Genomic DNA, 19,502 nt, shown 5'->3' with positions numbered 1-19,502 from the left:
TTAAACTACTGGCCTTATCACTACTGTCCTATCAGCTCCGCTAGCTGTATCGCGGAAATCTTTACCTCGCGAATTGCTCGCTCACTATCCAAGTCATCCATCGCGACGACCCCAACACACGCTTCCATACCACTACGAGACTGGGTAGTCGGGATGTGGGTGGCTACGCCAACCGCGCCGCGCTGAAGCTGTCCCCGCGTAAGGCTATAGCCATCAGCGCGGGCTTGCTTGACCTCTGGGCTGTCTTCTTCCTTTGGTGCTCGTCCTGCCAGGATTGCGATACCAGCCGCGCCTTGTGTTAATGGATGGCGGCTGCCAACGCGATATCCCACACGCAGCATTCCTTCTTCAGGCTCAGCGACCAGCGTCACCATGCACTCTTCCCCTTGGGCTAGAGAAATAAACGCAGTCGCACGTGTTGCTTTGGCCAGGGTTTTTAACAATGGCAGGGCGACCGTATGGAGCTGAGGTTCAAAACGCGAAGCTAGCAAAGTAATGCCTGCGCCTAACCTAAGGGTGCCTCCCTGTGTGCGGGTAAGCAGGGCATGTGACTCGAGCGTCGCGACGATGCGGTAGGCGATAGTCCTGTGGACTTCAAGCTCCTCAGCAAGCTTAGCAATGCTGATACCTTCATTATGCTTGGAGACTATTTTTAAGGCGAGCAGGCCGCGATCAAGCGTTTGAAGCGTGGACGACATCAGTGGAGAACCTCGAACAGACGTTTGCGTATGGACAATGAAGGACCGACAAGTATGGCGCAGTACCTTGGGGCTGCAAACATGTATTGACGGTGCGCGACACTTCATCTATTTTTTGTTTCTATAATAGATAATTATTGTGCGTTAATAGAGACAAAAATAAAACCAACGTCTTGTCGAGCGTTCCCCCTTGGAGACATCATGACCACACCTGCACGCCAACCCGATAAAATTTCAGAAGGCTGTCCTTTTCATCAGCCAGCTTATGCAACTAGCCAAGCAACAGTGACATCACCAACGGGGTGCCCCGTCTCGCGTGATGCTGCTGCTTTTGATCCTTTCGGCGCGTCTTACCAGCTCGACCCCGCCGAGGCGCTACGCTGGTCTCGCGAGCAGGAGCCGGTGTTCTTTAGCCCTAAGCTTGGGTATTGGGTCGTAAGCCGCTATGAAGAGGTAAAAGCTGTTTTTCGTGACAATCTGACCTTTTCGCCCGCTATCGCGTTGGAGAAGCTGACGCCAGCGCCACCCGAAGCGGTAAAAATTCTCGAAAGCTACGGCTTTGCAATGCGTCGCACCATGGTCAATGAGGATGAGCCAGACCACATGGAGCGCCGCCGCCTACTGATGGATGCTTTCCTGCCTGAAAACCTCGAGAAGCATGAGGTATGGGTTCGCGAGTTAGCGCGTAGCTATATGGATCATTTCATCGATAAAGGCCGCGCGGATCTGGTGGAGGAGATGTTTCGGGAAATTCCCATGACCGTGGCGCTGCGCTTTCTGGGGGTGCCCAGCGAAGATGCCAAAGAACTTCGCAAATTCTCGGTCGCCCACACGCTCAACACCTGGGGCCGCCCCTCGCCAGAACAGCAGCTGAAGATTGCTGAAGACGTGGGACAATTCTGGCAAACGGCGCAGGCTATTCTCGATCGCATGCGTGAAGAGCCAACGGGTGAGGGGTGGATGTATGATTCGATTCGTATGCACAACCAGCACCCCGAGATTGTGCCTGAGAGTTACCTGCGCTCAATGATGATGGCGATTTTGGTAGCTGCCCATGAGACGACGGCTTTCGCCACCACGAATGCTTTCCGCATCCTGCTATCGAATCGTGCTTCTTGGAATGATATCTGTGAGAACCCGACGCTAATTCCCAGTGCCATTGAGGAGTGTCTCCGTGCCGCTGGCTCTGTGGTGGCTTGGCGCCGTATCGCTACTGAGGATGCTGACGTAGGGGGTGTGACGATCCCCAAAGGTGGCAAACTGTTGTTGGTACAGGCATCGGCTAACCGTGATTCACGACATTTTGAAAACCCTGACGAGTTTGATATATACCGCCATAACTCAGCAGAGCACTTCACCTTTGGTTATGGTGCGCATCAATGTATGGGTAAGAATATTGCCCGCATGGAAATGCGGATTATTCTAGATGAGTTTGTCCGCCGTTTACCCCATATACATCTCATCGAGGACCAAACGTTCGAGTATCTGCCGAATACGTCTTTCCGTGGTCCAACCTCGCTTTGGGTGGAGTGGAATCCTGAGCAGAACCCAGAGCGTCGTAACCGTGCGGTGTTAGAGAACCCGACGCATTTCCATATTGGTGCGCCTATTAAAGAGGATATTTTGCGTCGGGTTGTAGTCGCTGAGGTGGAGCGTGAAGCCGAGGAAGTCGTTCGGGTTGATCTTGTCGATCCCTATGGCCGTGAGTTGCCGGACTGGTCACCTGGCTCACATATCGAGCTGGTCTCAGGCGAATGGCGGCGCTATTACTCGTTGTGTGGAAAGCGCAATGACCAGCATCGTTTGTCTATTGCTATTTTACGTGAGCCTACGGGGCGTGGCGGGTCATTATATTTCCATGAAATGATCAAACCAGGTGACGTGCTGCATATTGCTGGCCCAAAGAACCACTTTCACCTGGATGAGACGGCAGAACGCTATACCTTGATAGCCGGCGGTATTGGTATTACGCCGATTCTTACCATGGCGGATCAACTTAAGGCATTAGGCAAACCTTACACACTCCACTATTGCGGCGCCGGGCGGCAAACCATGGCCTTTTTGGAGCGCGTCGAGCGTGACCACAGCGAAGCGCTAACCGTTCATGCAAGCGATGAGGGCTGTCGGCTTGATATCTCGACCGCACTTAGTAACGTAGCCAAGGGTGACCAGGTCTACTGCTGTGGCCCTGAACGAATGTTAGAGGCGCTCGAGGTATTGGCGCAGAACTGGCCTGAAGGCGTCTTACATGTTGAGCATTTTTCGGCTCGCTCAAACATCCTTGATCCTGAGCAAGAGCATACCTTCGAGGTAGTGCTTAGCGACTCTAACGTGACGCTTCAGGTCGGGAATGATCAGACCTTGCTGGAAGCACTGACGGCGTTTGGCGTGGATGTGCCCAGCGACTGCTGCGAAGGTTTGTGTGGTACCTGTGAAGTCGCTGTTGTCGAGGGGGATATTGATCACCGTGACGTGGTACTCAGCCGTGCTGAGCGGGCTGCCAGTGATCGGATGATGGCCTGCTGTTCGAGAGCTAAAGGGGAGCGTCTTGTTCTCGCTCTCTGACCGCTAGCAATTTACAAACAGCAACTAACAATATTAAAACGCATTACGTTGCACGCTAATCCTGTAATCAAAGAGAGGAAATTAATAATGAAAAAACTCGCTACACTGACAACGCTTTCTGCCTTGGTGGCATTAGGCACTTTACAACATGCCGCCGCCGCGACTGAATTACAGATTAGTACTTGGGCGGGCCCTAATCACGGCGTTAACACTATTGTTTGGCCAACATGGGGGAGTTGGGTTGAGGAAGCTACCGAAGGGCGCGTCACTGTTAACGTTGTTCACGATATGGGGCCGCCAGGCTCGCAAATGGAATTAATCGCAGATGGCGTTGCCGACGTTACTTGGCTTTTTCATGGATTAATGCCGGGGCGTTTCGAGCTGACCAAACTGCCCGAGCTACCCACGTTTGAGGATTTCTCGTCCGAGTCTGCGTCGGTGGCTTATTGGCGCACCCATAACGAGTTCCTAGCCGAGGCTAATGAACACCGAGGGGTTGAGGTGATTGGGGTTGGGGTACATGGGCCGGGTGCGCTTTATCTTACCGAAGAAATTGATAGCCTTGATGACCTAGACGGAAAGCGTGTTCGTATCGGTGGCGGCATTATGGCGGACATTTCGAATGCACTTGAGCTTACCGGCGTAGCACTACCCCCCGCTAGCACTTATGAGGCTGCTACACAGGGCGTTATTGACGGCGCAATGCTAACACTTGAAGGGCTCAAAAGTTTTCGTCTAGCGGAAGTGTTGCCCTACACCGTTCAGATGCCGGGTGGTTTTTATCGGGGGAGTTTCTCGCTGGTCATCAACCCTGATACATGGGCCTCGCTTTCTGAAGAAGATCGTGCGGCCATTGAAGACGTGTCGGGAGAAAGACTCTCTCGCTTGTTTGGCTACATGATGGACGTGGTGGATGAGCGTGGCGTCGAGTTTGCGCAACAGCAGGGCAATACGTTTGTGGAACTGCCGGCCGAAGAACTTGAGCGCTTCCAACAAATAGCCGCAGATCTTCCAAGTCAGTGGGAGGCCGGGGCTAAGGAGAGTGGCGTTAACGGTGAAGCCGCGCGCAGCTTCTTCCTGGAACAGCTCGACGTTGTAGATAGTGAAGAAGGATTGAGTGCTGAGGAAGTGGTTGACCAGAGCATGTAATGTATCCCTGCCCGAGGCGCTGTTTTGCCTCGGGCAACGGGTTATTTTTTCTGTAAGTTATCGACAGATATCTCGACATCCTGTGGGCGTTGTAGCACGTTAAGCAGCACAATGGCGCGCTCTTCGCCTTTGCAACGTTTGAAAACGGCTTCTAAATCTTTGAAGGGGCCGTCGGTGATCGTCACTTTTTCCCCTGCGCAGAAGTAGCTGTGGCTGCCTTCTTGATGATGCGGCTGTGCGCGAAGGGTATCTACCAGGGCATTCGGTACGGCGATGGGCGTGTTGCCAAAGGTGAGTAGGCGCAGCACACCGCGGGTAGAGCGAATTGGCCGCCAGTTGCTGACGGTCTGATCTAGCCGAATAAACAGGTAGTAGGGGAAAAGTGGCTCGGTCACCAGGGTAAGCTTGCCTTGGCGCTTACGTTTAGCGTTAAGCACTGGATGGAACACCTCATAACCTTGGTTGGTGAGGTGTTCTGCGGCGCGAAATGATTCGCCGCCTTTGCATTGAATTACATACCAGCAGGGGGTAGCCCGCTCTGCTTGGGTTTCGAACTCCTCCATAAATCACCCTTTGGCGTTTGCGAGCAGTAGCGCGAGTGCATCCAGCGTTTGGTCAACATGGTCTTTCGTGTGTTCACAGGAAAGAAAAAAGCGTAGCCGAGCACTTTTTTCAGGAACCGCAGGATACAGAATAGGCTGCACGTTAATGTGCTGTGCAAACAGCGCATGGGAGAGGTGTGCCGCGAGCGGCGAGCTACCCACAATAACGGGTACGACGGCAGAGCCAATGCTATGACCGGTGTCCATTCCCCTAGCTTGCGCCTGCTCCAGGAAGTAGTGCGAAATTGCCTGTAGCTGGGTAACCCGCTCGGTTTCCTGGGGCATTAATTCCAGTACTTTAAGCGATGGCGCGGCCACTTGAGCGGGCATGCCGACGCTGTAAAGAAAACCGGGTGCAAAGTAGCGCAGTGTTTCGACCAGCGCTTTATTGCCTGCGATATAGCCCCCGCAGCCTGATAGCGTTTTGCTCATAGTGCCCATCCATATATCAACATCGGTTGGGTCAATCGCAAAGTGCTCTCGTAAGCCTAGGCCAGTGTCACCCATGACGCCAAACGAATGCGCTTCATCGACCATCAGCCACGCCTGATGACGCTGCTTTAGTTCAATAAAGCGGGGTAGGTCGGGGATATCGCCATCCATGCTGTAAAGCCCTTCAATGACGACAAGAACGCGTTCAAATTGATGGCGATGACGGCTTAACAGAGCATCGAGTGCGGCGGGATCGTTATGGCTGAAAGATATACGCTTGGCGCCGGAAAGCTGTGCGCCGACTAACGAGCTGTTGTGGATGTACTCGTCGTGAAGCACAAGGTCTTTCGGGCCCAATAGATAGCCAAGGGTCGACACATTGGTTGCGTGACCGCTGACAAAAACAACCGCGTCTTCAACACCATAGATGTTGGCGATCGCTTGCTCTAGTTCGCCGTGAATAGGTCGTTCACCCGAGACGACGCGACTGGCAGAGACGGAGGTGCCGTAGTGAGCCGCTGCGTCGGATGCCGCTTGAACAACCCGTGGGTCACCGGAGTAACCCAGGTAGTTGTAGCTGGCGAAATTAATGCACTCATGTCCATCAATCACGCTGGTAGCACCGGCGAGGCCGTCATGGACTTTAAAGAACGGGTCTATAAGCCCGAGCTGTTTAGCGCCCTGGCGCATCATGACTAGCTGCTGATAACCCGGGTGGGCATCAAATCGTGTAAAGCGCTCGGGAACAGTCCGAGTTGCCTCGACGCCTGAGATAGCAGGGGCCTGGGTGCTGGTGGCACGGGGCGTTGGGCGCTTGCGTGCCTGTTCCAGCAGCTGTCGTTTCAGTTCAGAGCGCTTTACGGTCATGGTGTCTCGGTGGTAGATGTTGAAGCCGACTCATTGTTGAGCCCGTCCGCCCCGTGGCGAGCGGCCAGAGAGGCTAACGCATCTTGTGGCGCTTCTTCAACATCATTGTCATGCTGATGTAATTTTTGAATCAGCACACCTGCCAGTTTGTTCAGCGTTGACGCTTCACTCAACACCATCACCGGTACTTGCACGTTCAGGCGGTTCTCGATGGCGGTCATCAATTCAACGCCCATGAGCGAATCAAAGCCCATATCGTATACCGAACGGTTGATGTCGATTTTCTCTTCATCAATCAGCAGGATACTGGCTAGTTCTGCGCGCAGTAGGTCGATAATGGTGCTATGCAGCTCTTCTGGCGAGAGGTCGGCCAGTAGCGCACTGATATCGTCATCGTGGTCAACGCTGCCATCATCATCGCTGGTGCGGGCAATTTCGTTAAACCGTGGTGCCTGGGCGGTGGGTAAGAAGCGTGCCAGTGCGCCCCATTCAAGTTCAAGAACACCAAGGCTTGGCCCTGGGGTCAGCAACATTTGTTCGAGCACTTTGAGGGCGTCATCAGAGCGCAGCGCAGAACCGCCTAAGCGCTCTTGCAATGCATCTCGTGTACGCGTATTGCGCGCCAGGAAACCGACATCTTCAATGGCCCCCCAGCGTACGCAGGTAGCAGGAAGACCCGCGGCGCGACGGCGGGCAGCAAAGGCTTCTAGCCAGTGGTTGGCGGCAACGTAATTGGCCTGTCCTGGGTTACCAAATAGCGTCGTCGCTGAGGAGTAGAGCACAAAGAAGTCGAGTGGGATGTCCTGGGTGAGAGCATCCAGGTGACGGGCACCGTCAATTTTAGGAGCCAGCACCTTTTGAATACGCTCGGCATCTAAGTTACGAATCAAGCCGTCGTCGATCACTGTGGCGGCATGCACGATGCCACGCAGCGGGCTAAGCTCGCGTTGCACGCGCGCCATAACGCTTGCTAGCGCATCGTAATCGGTAATATCGCAGGCCGCAGCCAGTACTTTCACGCCTTGGGCTTCAAAGGTTGCGATAGCGGCTTGGGCTTCTTCGCTAGCGGGGCCGCTCCGGCTTAGCAGGATAAGCTGACGTGCGCCCTTGCTGACTAACCATTGAGCCGTTTTTAGGCCAAAGCCCCCCAAACCACCGGTCACTAGATAGCTGGCGTCGGCTGCTAGTGTCATAGCGCCGGTGCCTAATAGCTCGTTACGCGGTGGAGCAATAGGCTGTTCGTAGGTGACCACCACTTTGCCGATCTGGCGTGCTTGCTGCATATAACGGAAGGCATCAATCACTTGGTTGTGACTGAACGCCGTGAACGGCAGCGGGCTGAGTGTGCCATCGTTAAATAGCGCCATCATTTCACCGAACAGGCGCTGGGTGAGGGCAGGCTGCACTTTCATCAACTGGTCAGAGTCGATGCCGAAGTAGCTTAAGTTGTTGCGGAACGGACGTAGGCCAATATGAGTGTTTTCATAGAAGTCCCGTTTACCTAATTCCAGGAAGCGACCAAACGGGCGCAATGCGCGGAGGTTTTGGTTAATCGCTTCGCCTGCCAATGAGTTCAGTACGACATCCACGCCTTCGCCTTGCGTGTCCTCTAGGATCTCTTCGGCAAATGTCAGCGAGCGGGAGTCGTAAATACGCTCTTCACCCATAAGGCGCAGGAAGTCGCGCTTCTCTTCAGAGCCAACGGTGGCGTAGATATCGGCGCCCAGCCACTGGGCAATTTGCAGCGCGGCAATACCCACACCGCCAGCGGCACCGTGAATCAGTACTTTCTCACCGGGCTCCAAGCGCGCTAGATGTTTTAGCGCGTAGTACACGGTGAAGAAAGTGGTCGGTATCGTCGCGGCAGCAGCAAAGCTGACGCCTTCCGGCAGGGGCGCGACGGCATTCTGGCTAGCAATGAGACGGTCGCTGAAGCTGGCGGGTCCAAAGCCCACGACCGCCTGACCGGGCGCAACGTGCTGAACATTGGCACCCACCGCGATAATCTCACCCGAGAACTCAAGCCCTAGAGTCGGGCCAGCGAAGCCATTTTCAATCGCTTCATCAGACAGTAAGCCAAGGGTGTACATGACATCGCGGAAGTTGAGACCGGTCGCTTTGACGCGAATTTCAACGTCATCCGCGCCAAGTTCAGGCAGTGGGCGTGGCCGCCACTGCAGCTGACGCAGTTGCCCTGGTAGGGCAAAGCCCAGCGTCATTGCCTGATGAGGCGCAGCGCTTGCCTGCTTGACTGGGTGAGGAGCGGGCAGGGTACGAAGGCGGGTAGCAAACCGCTCGCCTTCAACCGTTATTACCAGCTCGTTTTCGCTATCTGGCGTAGCAAGCGACGCTGCAAAGGCGTTTAACGTCGCATCGCTGGGAACGTTTGGTAGATCGATCAGCGTGACGCTATGGCCAACCGCTTCATTGGCGAGCGAACGACCAAAGCCCCATAGCGCGGCGTCATCGCCTGTACTGGCAGACTGGGTCGGTAGCCAAAGCGTGACACGGCTGCCTTGGCTTTCCAGCCCGCTTGCTTCTAATGCCAGTGACCACTGTTGTGCCATGTAGCAGAGTTGGGTTTGAGCGGCGGTTGTACAGCCCTTAAGCCCACGCAGATCAATCACATTGAGTGCAGCAGGTACGTCTTCGCGTTCACCTAGCGCTGTATTTAACAGTGCTTGCGGGGTTGCGTCGCTGACGGTTAGCCATGTGTTGGCGGTGCCTAACCGCTCTGCAAGCTGGGCAGCAAGTGCTTCGTGCTCCGCGTCAGAGACAAGCAAATGGTAGGCCTCTGCTGCCGTTTGCGTCAGCGAGTCATTGCTTGCTGCGTATTGGCCATGCAGTAGGTAAGCACCATTCTCTTCCAGCTCAACCGGCGGCGAAACGCTGAGGCCTTGTTGCGCTAACCACTCGACTAGGTTGTCTTGTTCCAGGGCGGTTTGGTCGATGCCGGGTGTGGCCAGTAAGTCATCAAGCCAACGGCTCGGGTGAACACCAATCACCATTACCTGAGCGCCTGGCGCAAGCTGGCCTGGCAGCGCTTCAATCAACTGGCGGGTGCGTTCAGGCTGGGTCACGTCCACGCTGATAAACGCCAGCTGGGCTTTCTCTGCAGGACTAAGCGTCGGCAGTGAATCTTCCAGTGGCTGAATATCCATCAGCGGGAAACGTTCTTGAAGCTGTTCCGCTTGATGGCGAGCCGTGTCGCTGGTGGTGATGGCGCGGTAGTGGTGCGCATCTTTAGAGATAGTCGTATTCGCTAGCTGTTCGAGCAGTCGCTGGCCCAGAGCGGGAGTACAGGGACCTGCTTCTAACAACTGCAGCCGCTGACCGGTGGGCATCGTGGCTAGCGTGGCTTCCATTAATGCGCCAAGCTCGGCGGCTAACACTTGCCAGCCGTTTTCGCCGATAAGGACGCGATTAATGCCTGCTAGGTGCTCAGTGGTAATGCCTAGGCTTTCAAGGGTGTCGTTGCCGCTGGACAATTGCTCACGGTGTAGCCCTAAGCGACCCACCATATGAATCGGGGCAAAATAGTCGGGGTAATCCTGTACCAGTAACTGCCAAATGGTTTCCGGTGCGAGCTGATCTTCGCCGACGTTAACATTAACACCAGTAAAGGCTTCGCTAAGGCTATCGAGCAGCGGTGATACTTCTTGGGCATAGCGTTGGCCGGTGCTGGCGGTAAACGCATCGCTTAGCCCAGCCAGCCGGGCGAGTGCACTGCCTGGCAGCGAAAGCGTCGCCGCGTTTAGCGGAGCAGGCGTTAACTCAACATCCAGGTAGCTAAAATGCTGGTGATGAGCGCGGTTTAAGCGAATCGCCTTGAAGCGGGTTTCACTAAGCACGGCCACGGCGTTACCGGCGGCGTCATACAGTTCGAAGTCGGCGGTGAAGGAGTGGGGCGCGCGCTTACCCATTACTGCTCGCGCCAGCACCGGTGCACCGGCTTCAGCGTTCACCTGGATGCGCCCAACACGAACTGGCACAAAGGCTAGCTGGGCTGCAAACTCGTTGTGTTGAGCTAGCAGCGGAATGAACATCTGAAAAGCACTATCCAAAATGCCCGGATGAACGTGCAGCGTATCGAGCTGCGACTGGACACTATCGGATAGGGTAATTTCACCAATGACGCTGTCGCCTTCAATCCAGCCACGGCTAATGGCTTGGAACGCAGGCCCGTAATGCAGTCCGATACGTTCGGCCATCTGCAAGTGCTCGGCCAGGGTATAGTCTGGCGCGCGGCTTGGCAGGCTTGGTGCTTTTCGGTTGAGCAAGAAGCCGCGGCTTTCGCGCATGCGGCGAGCAACGGCATTTAGCTGCCATTCGCTACCGGTGGCTGGCTCGCGGGAGTGGATGGCTAAGCGGCCGTCGTCTGGATCCAGCGTCAAGCGCATGGTGCGCCCATTGGGCCCATCCAACAGTAAGGGAGCGCGAATCTCCAGCTCTTCAATGTCTAAAAGCGGTGTATCTTTCTGCTGTAGGGCTGCTGCTAGCGTAAGTTCCACAAACCCCGCACCCGGGAAGACTGCACCTTCGCCAACGACGTGGTCGGCCAGCCATGGCTGGCGCTTGGTATCCAGCTGGCTTTCCCAGGTGTGATCCTGCTGCGCCAATGGGTAGCCAAGTAATGGGTGCTGATAATAGCGGGAAAGCAACCCTTGGCCATCGTTGGTGCCTTGCACCCAAAGTTGGGTGCGTTGCCAGGCGTAGTGTGGCAGCAGGACGCGCTGGCCTTCTACAGGGAAGAAGTGGTGGCTATCGAGGCTTAACCCGCTTAGCAATAATTGGCCGAGGCAGCGGGTTAAACCATCTGCGCCTGACTTATGCCGTTCAATGGTGCCTAGCACTAATCCGCTACGCTCTTGCTGGCGTAAGGAGTCGTTCATATAGCGACGCAGGATGGGGTGCGCGCCGACTTCCACAAATACGTTGTAACCCTGCTCAATAAGCACCGTAGCGGCGTTGTCAAATAGGACGGGTTCACGAATATTGAGCCACCAGTAATGGGCATCCAGCTGTGTGCCTTCACTGATGGTGCCGGTCACGGTGGACACATAAGGAATCTGCGTGGTGCCTGGACGAATGTCAGCCAGGGCTTCCACGACGCCTGCTTTGATACTGTCCATGGCGGGGCTGTGGAAGGCGTAATCCAGTGGCAGGCGCTTTGCAAAGGTGCTCTGCTCGCTAAGGGCTGCCTCAATGGCGCTTAGTTGGTCACGATCACCTGCTAACGTAATGCCTTTGGGACTGTTAATGCCTGCCAGGCTAATGTTGCTAAATTCGGGTTTTTCAAGCCAGGAAGCGATCTCTTCCGCGCTGATAGCGACAGCCGTCATTTCCCCAAGACCACGGGTTTTGCCCTGGTAGAAACTGCGGTAATAAATAACTTTAACGGCGTCTTCTAACGTTAATGCGCCGGATGCCCAGGCGGCAGCAACTTCGCCAACGCTGTGGCCGAATACGGCGGTGGGCACGATACCGTTGGATTTAAGCCATTCGGTTAACGCGACCTGCAGTGCAAACAGGGCGGGTTGAGCGATTTCGGTGCGCTCAAAGCGGCCTTCGCTGGACTCTTCCTGGTTACGGCCCGCAAGCTCGTCACGCAGCGAAAAATCACCATGCTTCTGGAACAGGGTATCCACACGATCAATGGCGTCGCTAAACACGGGGTCGCTGTCTAGCAGGTCATGACCCATGGTTTCCCATTGGCAGCCGTTACCGTCGTAAACAAACACCGGGCCTCGGGCGTTAGCTAAGCGCTCCAGTGTCACAACGCTGTTGGTTTCACCTTCAGCAAACTGGCTGAGCGCGCTGGCGGCGGCTTCCGATGTTTGGGCGAAACAGAGCGCGCCAAACGTGTGTTGTTCGCGGTGGCTGTTCAGCGTGTGGGCGGTATCATAGAAAGCATGGTCGCTTTCGCGTAGGAAATTAGCTAGGGCACGGGCATTAGCCGCCAGTGCTTCCTGGCTTCGTGCGCTTATACGAACGGGTAGCGCAGCATCGGGCACTTGGCGAGGTGCTGGTGCTTTTTCGGGGGCACTTTCCAGTATGACGTGAGCATTGGCGCCACCAAAACCAAAGGAGTTGACGCCAATGACCAAGCGGCCCTGTTTTTTGAGCGCTTGGGCTTTGGTGACAACGCTAATGTTCCACTCATCAAATTTGATGCGTGGATTAAGATTGCGTATACCAATCGTAGCAGGCACTTCGCGGTGCTGCAGGCTGTACAGCGCTTTAGCAAGCCCGGCAACGCCAGATGCCGTTTCTAAATGGCCGAGATTACTTTTCACTGAGCCAATCAGCAGCGGTGTTTTACGATGCTTGCCGAGTGCTTCGCCGATAGCCCGGGTTTCAATGGGGTCGCCAACGGCGGTGCCGGTGCCGTGAGCTTCAAGGTAGTCGATCTCGTCCGGCGAAATGCCAGCCTGTTCGTAGGCGCGGCGCATTAATTCAATTTGGGCGCTGGGGTTGGGCACCGTAAGGCCAGATTTGTGGCCGTCAGTGTTAACTGCTGAGCCTGCTACCACGGCCAGGATATTATCGCCATCGGCCACGGCTTGATCATTATCTTTTAGCAAAAACAGCCCAGCACCTTCTGAGCGAACGTAACCATTACCGGCTTCATCGAAGACTTGGCAGCGGCCAGTGGGCGAGAGCATGCTGGCCTTAGAAAAAATAATAAAACCATAGGGGTGCAGGTGCAGGCTGATGCCACCTGCTAGCGCCATATTAGTTTCGCCGCTGCGTATCGATTGGCATGCCTGGTGGAATGCCACCATGGAAGATGAGCAGGCGGTATCCAGCGACATGCTGGGGCCATGTAGATCAAAGACGTAAGAGAGCCGGTTAGAGGCGATGCTTGATGTATTGCCTGTCGCGGTCGAGGCATCAATCGCCGACATGTCATCGGCAAGACGATAGGAATAATCAAGGCTGGCGACGCCAAGGAAAACGCCGCATTGGCTACCGCGCAGGGTGCTGGGCACGATGCCCGCGCTTTCCATGGCTTCCCAGGTAAGTTCTAACAGCATGCGCTGTTGCGGATCCATGTTCGCCGCTTCACGGGGCGAAATGCCAAAAAACTCTGCGTCGAATCCGCTTATATCGCCTAGGCTACCCGCGGCAAACGTGACGCTGGTGCCGGGATGGCGTTTGTCGGGATGCAGGAAAGCATCGTGGCTCCAACGGTCGGAGGCCACTTGGGTGACGAGGTCTTTTTCGGCTTGCAGGTCCTGCCAGAACGTTTCAGGTGTGGTGCCGGGGAAACGATGGGCGGCACCGATAATGGCAACGCGTTTAGTCATTCTTGCTCCTGAGGTTCTGGTTCTGCCTTGATCACATCGCTACTTATATCGCGTCCAAACGCCCGTTTAAATAGGTGGACGCCAAGTTCGTTTGCTTCCAGCATGTACGACGCGCGCTCAATTGGCGGCTGGTCGCATAAATTACGATCTACTTCCGTTGACCATATCATGTACGGGGTGCTGCTAGCAGGAGGCGAATAGTGCCTATATGCGGCAGGCAGTATGGGTACGTGGTCACCGTACCAGCCCAGCAGCCCTGGTCTTATAGCAGAGTTTAGCGCTGCTTTAACGCTTCCGAGCATTTTATCTGATTCACCTAAGTGGTGCAGGTAAACGGCCAAATCGCGTAAATGATGCGGTAGTGGCCACGGCGCTGCTGGCAATGTTGACGCTACTCTGGCCTTTTCCGGTGCTTCTAAGTGTAAAGGGCCGTGATTCTCCATGGTAATAACAAACACAAAGAGTGGCCTATTATCGTTATCTTCAAGCAGGCGTCCAACTCTACGTGCAACGGCTTGGTCACCAATATATTGACCATGCTTATCCTGGCTTTCGAATGCGCGAATGTCGATAAACGTCTCAAACCCTAGTTTGGGAATAACGCTGTCACGCATGTAGAAGGTAGCCGGGTAAGGGTGAACACAAACAGTTCGATAGCCTTGGGCTTTGAATGCACTGGCAATGCTGGGCAGTGTGTGGCGCGACAGCGTACGATAAGGATTAAACTGGCGCGGTCCCCAGGTGTCAGGCGCTATGCCAGTTAAAACGGCGCATTCGGTGCGCACAGTGTTTGCGCCCCATGCGGGCACATTCAGCGCTCCCTGCACGACAGCTTCCTGGCAGGTAGCGTCATAATTCGGCAGTAAGTCAGCGGCAATCTCGCTACACCAGGGGCGAGGATCAAAAAACGATTCACTTTGTACCAGCACAACGTTTGGCTTTGCCGCATCGGCTTCTAGCTCAAGGCTATGTTGAGCAAGTGACTGATGTTGAGAAAGTGGCTGAAAGGGCGATGCGTCGGGCGTGGGCGGTTGTGAGCGCATCAGGGCAATGCCGTATGCCCACAGGCTTGAAAATAGTCCCAGTCGATCTAGGTCAATGTTAGGAGTCAGCGTGATAGGCGGCAGTTTTCGCCACCCCAGCCAAACGAGCAGCGCACCGATTGCTATCAGCATTAGGCTATTCACTAGAAACGCAGTGCCGCCCCATTGGCGAATTAGCGATGGTTCAAAAACCAAAAAGCTACCAATCGCAACCGCACCGGCGCTGCTGGCAGCAATGGCGAGACCAATGCCGAAAAAAGGCACATACAGACGCGGGTGCAAAATAGCATCCCAGAAGTATTCAAAATCATGGCAGATAAAGGGTTCGTTCAACGTGCGTGATTTAGTATTGCTGGACTGCACGACCACGAGTTGCAGCGATAAGATGAAAACAACAGCAAACCAAGGGCGTTGCAGAAGCAGCATAAAGGCGCCAAACAACAGTAACCAGCTACCAAGGTGCAGCGTGTTTGCGGCTATGCCGCGTTTCCAAAACGGTTGTGGGCGAGGGCTCAGCAGTGCCTCGAATAGCACGCTACCTAACAAGCCTACTAAAAGTGGGCTAATAAATGTGGATGATAGAAAGAACTCCACGCTACGCGCCCCCGGTATGATTGAAGCCAAGGCGTTTGATGAGCCATTGAGAAATGCCCGCCGGTAGCACGGCCAGCCACCAAGTACCGAAATTCAGCGGGAAGGGAAAACTGATGCGGGCGCGGTTAGCGGTGATACCACGTTGTATGGCGTTGGCGGCCCGCTCTGGCGGCCATTCCCAAGGCTTGGGGCCAGGCATGGCATTGCACATGGCGGAAGTGACGTAGCCAGGCATTACCACGGTCACACCAATGCCATGGGGTTCGAGTAAGCCTCTTAGGCCTTCTCCATAGGCTTTGATGCCCGCTTTGCTGGCGCTGTAGCTTGGCGTTGTCGGTAGGCCGTGCCAGCCCGCCAACGAGCTAATAAATACCAATTGACCGCTGCCGCGTGCTTGCATGGCAGGAACCAGACGCTGGGCCATTGCAATGGGGGCTTTCAAGTTGACATCGAGTAGCGCTTGAACCTCGTCCCACGGTTCTAGCGTGCTTGCGCTTGGATGAGTATTAATGCCCGCGTTGGCAATCACAATATCTGGAACGTGCTCGGCACATAGCGCATCAAGCCATGCGTTGAGTTCGCTTTCGTCGGTCAAGCTGGCTGATGATAGCGACACCTGTGCGCCTTTTTCTCGACACGCCATCGCCAACCCTTCAAGCGCCTGCTGGTTGCGGCCATGTAGCACCAAGTGCGTTGTAGGGGCTGCATAAGCAAGGGCTAGCGCCCCGCCTATTGCACCGGTGGCACCGGTAATCAATACGCAGCGGGGGGCATTAGAAGAGAAAGAGGTCGTTACATCAACGTTCACACCAACGCTCACAGCAACGTCTCCAGTGGTGAAGGGCAAGCTTCTAGTATACCCGCTGCATTGTTCACCGCTAAATCGATACTGGGTTGGCAGTAAAAACCACCATTAATTTGCGTCGTGTACATCACTGTGTTGCGAAAATAGCCAAAGAGCGCTTGGCTAGGCAGCGGCGGTTGGTGCCAAAACTCGTCTAGAGAGCCTTCGTAGGTGAGGCCCGCTAAATTGTAGATGGGGTCGCTGAGCGCAAAGGTAGGGCACTGTTTTTCAAGGGAAACAATGCCGACCGTGCTGTTTACTGTGACGGTGCCCGTGGCGTGTTTCAGCAATGGATTGAGATTGCCTGACTCCAGGTAAACGATGCGCCCATGTAGGCCGTAAAAATCTTCCAGCCTTTTAATGATGTTCGGGTAATTAACCAGCCCCATATCCAGCGGGTGATTTTTTATACACAGCAGCGCATCACTAGGGGCATGTAGCGCAAATGATCCCATCACGTGATCCATCACCTCTTCCATATTGGCATAAGGTGAGTGGTCGCGAATCTGCGCATCGGTGTTGAGCTGCAGCGGCAACATAAAATAAGGCTTTCCGCCTTCTATAAGGTTTTTAATCCGCGCTGCATCGCGCTTTTTCCAGTATCGAAGTAAGGTAAAGCGTTTGGCGTAGCCCGCATACTCCACCGGCGCAGTGATGGGTGCATGGTTACGATAGTGGGGAGCCACCAGGGGATTCGCTAACCCCGCTAGGTGATAGCACATGTCGTGAGCGGCACGGATTTTAAAAGACGAGCGAAAGCGAACCGGTGCAGGGAGTTTGGGCAACGCTTTGCCAGTTTCAAAAAACCACTTGGGGTCTCTGGGCAGCAGCGAGTGACCATTAACACCCTCGCGCTCAAGGGTGACCCAGAAAGGGCGAAAGTAGCCTTCTTCAAAGACGTGGGTGCGAATGCCAGCCGCGGATGCTAAGTCAACCGCGGGGCGGTGAATCGGACGCCGGTCACCAAACAGCACCTGATCGGTAATGTCGTAACGTTGCCACAACGACTGGATATAAGCCGGTAGCTCGCTTAGCGGGCCGCGAAACAAATGGTTCTGGCTGTGGGTGCGCTGCCAGTAGACGATATCGCCAGCGTTGAAGTTAACCTTTACCACGCGGTGACCATCGTCGGTTAGCCGACGGGCGAGACGCTGGTAAAAGGGCGAGCAGACGCCTTGGAGAAATAAGAATGCACGCTTTTGCTTCAACTTAATGACTTCCAATGAATAAGTTACGATAGGAGCGATATAGCCGCTGTTTCCATGTAAGCATGTGTTTTTGAGATTTAACTTGTTCTAATTTAGCCTGTTCCAACAGGCTGACTACCGTTTCAGCATTACACAGCTGCCGAGAGCCAGGATCGACATAGTTTGGGTATAGCAGCAGTGTTCCTGCGACTAGCGCATCCAGCGTCAGCGCTCGGTTGCGTCGCGGGCAGTGCATGGCATCCTGGGTTAACCCCCAGCCAGCGTAAAACGGAAGACCATAGGTACACACTTGGCGTCGACGAAGTAGCGCTTCAAAGCCAGTGAGCGAGCTCATGGTATGCACTGCATCAACGCGTGCTAATAATACGGTGATATCGATATGACTAGCGTCGAGATCATACAGGCGTTTGGCGTTGGTATCGAGTGCTCCGATACGCGCACCGGTAATCACGTCAGGGTGGGCTTTGTAAACAATAAAAGCATCGGGGTTGGTGTCCCGTACGGCGTTTAACAGCGCACTGTTAGTACTTATTTCTGGCGAACCTGTGGCAATGGACGCATCGCTTTCTACCTGACCAGGCACCAAAATAATGTGCTTGTTAGCGGGTAATTCAATGGCTTCTTTGCCCGGTACATTATATTTGGAAAGCTTCAATGCGACCAACCGTTCGCGCAGTTGTGCCGCTCGCTCTAGTAAGTCATCGCTGAAATCGGCGGTATTCAGCAACGTTTCTAGCTCGCTGGGCTGGCTGGGGTCGTAGTATATGCCCTGGCGATCAATGACCAAAGAGAGTGGCTGGGTGAGGTCTACCCCAAGGCCTACGGAGCGTATAAAGCCGTCTTCCATTCGCCATAATGCCGCTATATGGTCACGGTGGCGGGCTTTAAAATCATCGTTAATACGGCTGGACCACACCAGCAGATTGGGTTTTTCAACATCCGCTGAGAAAGCGGCTGGCAGCTCTTTTTGATAACCAACCTTTGCCGCGGGGCCAAGAAAATGGCCAATGAAGCGCTTCTTCCATGAAGAGAAGCCACAGGCTAACCACTCACCACGCAGGCGCTCTTGCTGGCGCTTTTGGTCGGCAATCAGGGCAATCGTTTCTTCCAGCGTCGCAGCCTTGCCCGTATAGGGGTTGGCGTATCGGGTGTAACGAAGATAGGCGGCGGCAAATACCTCTTCTAAGCGCCGAGAGACTCTTCTACGTGTACAGCTGAGCTGATCCTGCGTTAATCCCCATCCTGCATAGAAGGGCAGGCCAAAGCAGTGTACTTTCTTACCTGCCATCAGGGCTTCGAAACCTAACTGGCTGGTGACTACATAAACGGTTTTAACTCGGTCAAACAGTGCCCAGGGGTTAATGTTATCGCTGATGATATGGCAACGAGGGTGATCGTGAGCGTCTGCTAGATGCCCCTGCTTTTTACCTGCGATAACGTCAGGATGTACTTTAATAAAAATATCGGCATCAGGATGGTTGTTTATAGCGCAGGCTAACATTTGCCGAAAACTGTCTGCGTTAGCGCCGCCATAGTGAATAGAGGCATCGCCTGCCGTTTGATCCACGACTAATACATGGTTAGTCCCAGATACAGTGTCAGTCCCAACATTGTCAGTTCCAGCAACGGGAAACGAGCAATCAGGCGCGTGGTTGTATTTCGATAAGCGATAACGCGATAGTTGCTCAATGCAGCGCGTGGCCTGGGCAAGCTCTTCGGCGTCGAACGTGGCATGATTGAGCCAGTTTTCTAAATCACTAGGTCGAGAGGCGTCATAATAGATGCCCGTGTAATCGACGACCATGCTATGAGGCTGATAGCCTTCGACGCCTAGTCCTAAAGAACGAAGAAAGCCATCCTCAAGAGCGACATACGGTAGGCCATGACGAGCGGCATAATTTCGCGCGCCATCACTTGTGGGCTTAAGCCCCCAGCCAATAACCGCATTCGGTTTCGAGCTCAGTGGCCTAATGCGTGAAAAATGCGAGTATTCAGGCAAAAAAGAAGCAAGCGCGTTGATCTTGGTAATACCGGGAGATGTATAGCCTGCTATTAGTTTTGCCATGAAAGAGCCGAATTAGTGTCAAAAACAAGCGGAAATATAAACGCAAATAATCAAAGCGGCGAACATACGTGAAAAGGTCTAGCTTATCAATTAAGCCTAAAGTGGTCTTACGGTAAGAGGGCTCC

General features: G+C 54.4%; 10 protein-coding genes. 2 read left to right on the top strand and 8 right to left on the bottom strand.

Annotated elements, in window-relative coordinates:
* Nucleotides 1-20: 20 nt before the first annotated feature.
* Nucleotides 21-698 (bottom strand): IclR family transcriptional regulator, encoded by a 678-nt coding sequence (locus tag K7H08_RS03345; RefSeq protein ID WP_231657183.1) that lies wholly within the window; start codon nt 696-698, stop codon nt 21-23.
* Nucleotides 699-899: 201 nt separating this feature from the next.
* On the opposite strand from K7H08_RS03345, the gene K7H08_RS03340 reads away from it, so the two are divergent.
* Together K7H08_RS03340 and K7H08_RS03335 are read left to right on the top strand one after the other, a co-directional pair.
* Nucleotides 900-3,263 (top strand): cytochrome P450/oxidoreductase, encoded by a 2,364-nt coding sequence (locus K7H08_RS03340; protein WP_231657182.1) that lies wholly within the window; start codon nt 900-902, stop codon nt 3,261-3,263.
* A gap of 87 nt (nt 3,264-3,350) precedes the next feature.
* On the top strand, nt 3,351-4,412 hold the full coding sequence (locus tag K7H08_RS03335; RefSeq protein WP_231657181.1) for a TRAP transporter substrate-binding protein: 1,062 nt from the start codon (nt 3,351-3,353) through the stop codon (nt 4,410-4,412).
* A 41-nt stretch (nt 4,413-4,453) separates the two neighbouring features.
* Here the strand turns inward: K7H08_RS03335 and rfaH are convergent, their stop codons facing one another.
* From rfaH to K7H08_RS03300, 7 genes are read right to left on the bottom strand one after another with little or no spacing between them, the layout of a single operon-like run.
* Nucleotides 4,454-4,975 (bottom strand): transcription/translation regulatory transformer protein RfaH, encoded by a 522-nt coding sequence (gene rfaH / locus K7H08_RS03330; protein ID WP_038485859.1) that lies wholly within the window; start codon nt 4,973-4,975, stop codon nt 4,454-4,456.
* 3 nt (nt 4,976-4,978) lie between these two features.
* Nucleotides 4,979-6,313, bottom strand: coding sequence for an aminotransferase class I/II-fold pyridoxal phosphate-dependent enzyme (locus K7H08_RS03325; protein ID WP_231657180.1), 1,335 nt, complete (start codon nt 6,311-6,313; stop codon nt 4,979-4,981).
* Nucleotides 6,310-13,623 carry a type I polyketide synthase gene (locus K7H08_RS03320; RefSeq protein WP_231657179.1) on the bottom strand — a complete coding sequence of 2,438 codons (7,314 nt, stop codon included), beginning with the start codon at nt 13,621-13,623 and terminating at the stop codon, nt 6,310-6,312. The genes K7H08_RS03325 and K7H08_RS03320 overlap by 4 nt, the downstream gene beginning before the upstream one ends.
* Nucleotides 13,620-15,260 (bottom strand): LTA synthase family protein, encoded by a 1,641-nt coding sequence (locus K7H08_RS03315; protein WP_231657178.1) that lies wholly within the window; start codon nt 15,258-15,260, stop codon nt 13,620-13,622. Before K7H08_RS03315 ends, K7H08_RS03320 begins: the two co-directional genes overlap by 4 nt.
* Before the next feature lies 1 nt (nt 15,261).
* Nucleotides 15,262-16,080 (bottom strand): SDR family NAD(P)-dependent oxidoreductase, encoded by an 819-nt coding sequence (locus K7H08_RS03310; protein ID WP_231657177.1) that lies wholly within the window; start codon nt 16,078-16,080, stop codon nt 15,262-15,264.
* Nucleotides 16,077-17,312: a capsule biosynthesis protein gene (locus tag K7H08_RS03305; RefSeq protein ID WP_095603250.1), complete on the bottom strand. Its 1,236-nt coding sequence runs from the start codon at nt 17,310-17,312 to the stop codon at nt 16,077-16,079. The genes K7H08_RS03310 and K7H08_RS03305 overlap by 4 nt, the downstream gene beginning before the upstream one ends.
* Nucleotide 17,313: 1 nt before the next feature.
* Nucleotides 17,314-19,377, bottom strand: coding sequence for a capsular polysaccharide biosynthesis protein (locus K7H08_RS03300; protein ID WP_231657176.1), 2,064 nt, complete (start codon nt 19,375-19,377; stop codon nt 17,314-17,316).
* Nucleotides 19,378-19,502 lie beyond the last annotated feature (125 nt).

Source organism: Halomonas sp. IOP_6 (assembly GCF_021151565.1).
Classification (GTDB): Bacteria; Pseudomonadota; Gammaproteobacteria; order Pseudomonadales; family Halomonadaceae; genus Vreelandella; species Vreelandella alkaliphila.
This window is presented reverse-complemented; position numbering and strand designations above follow the sequence as displayed.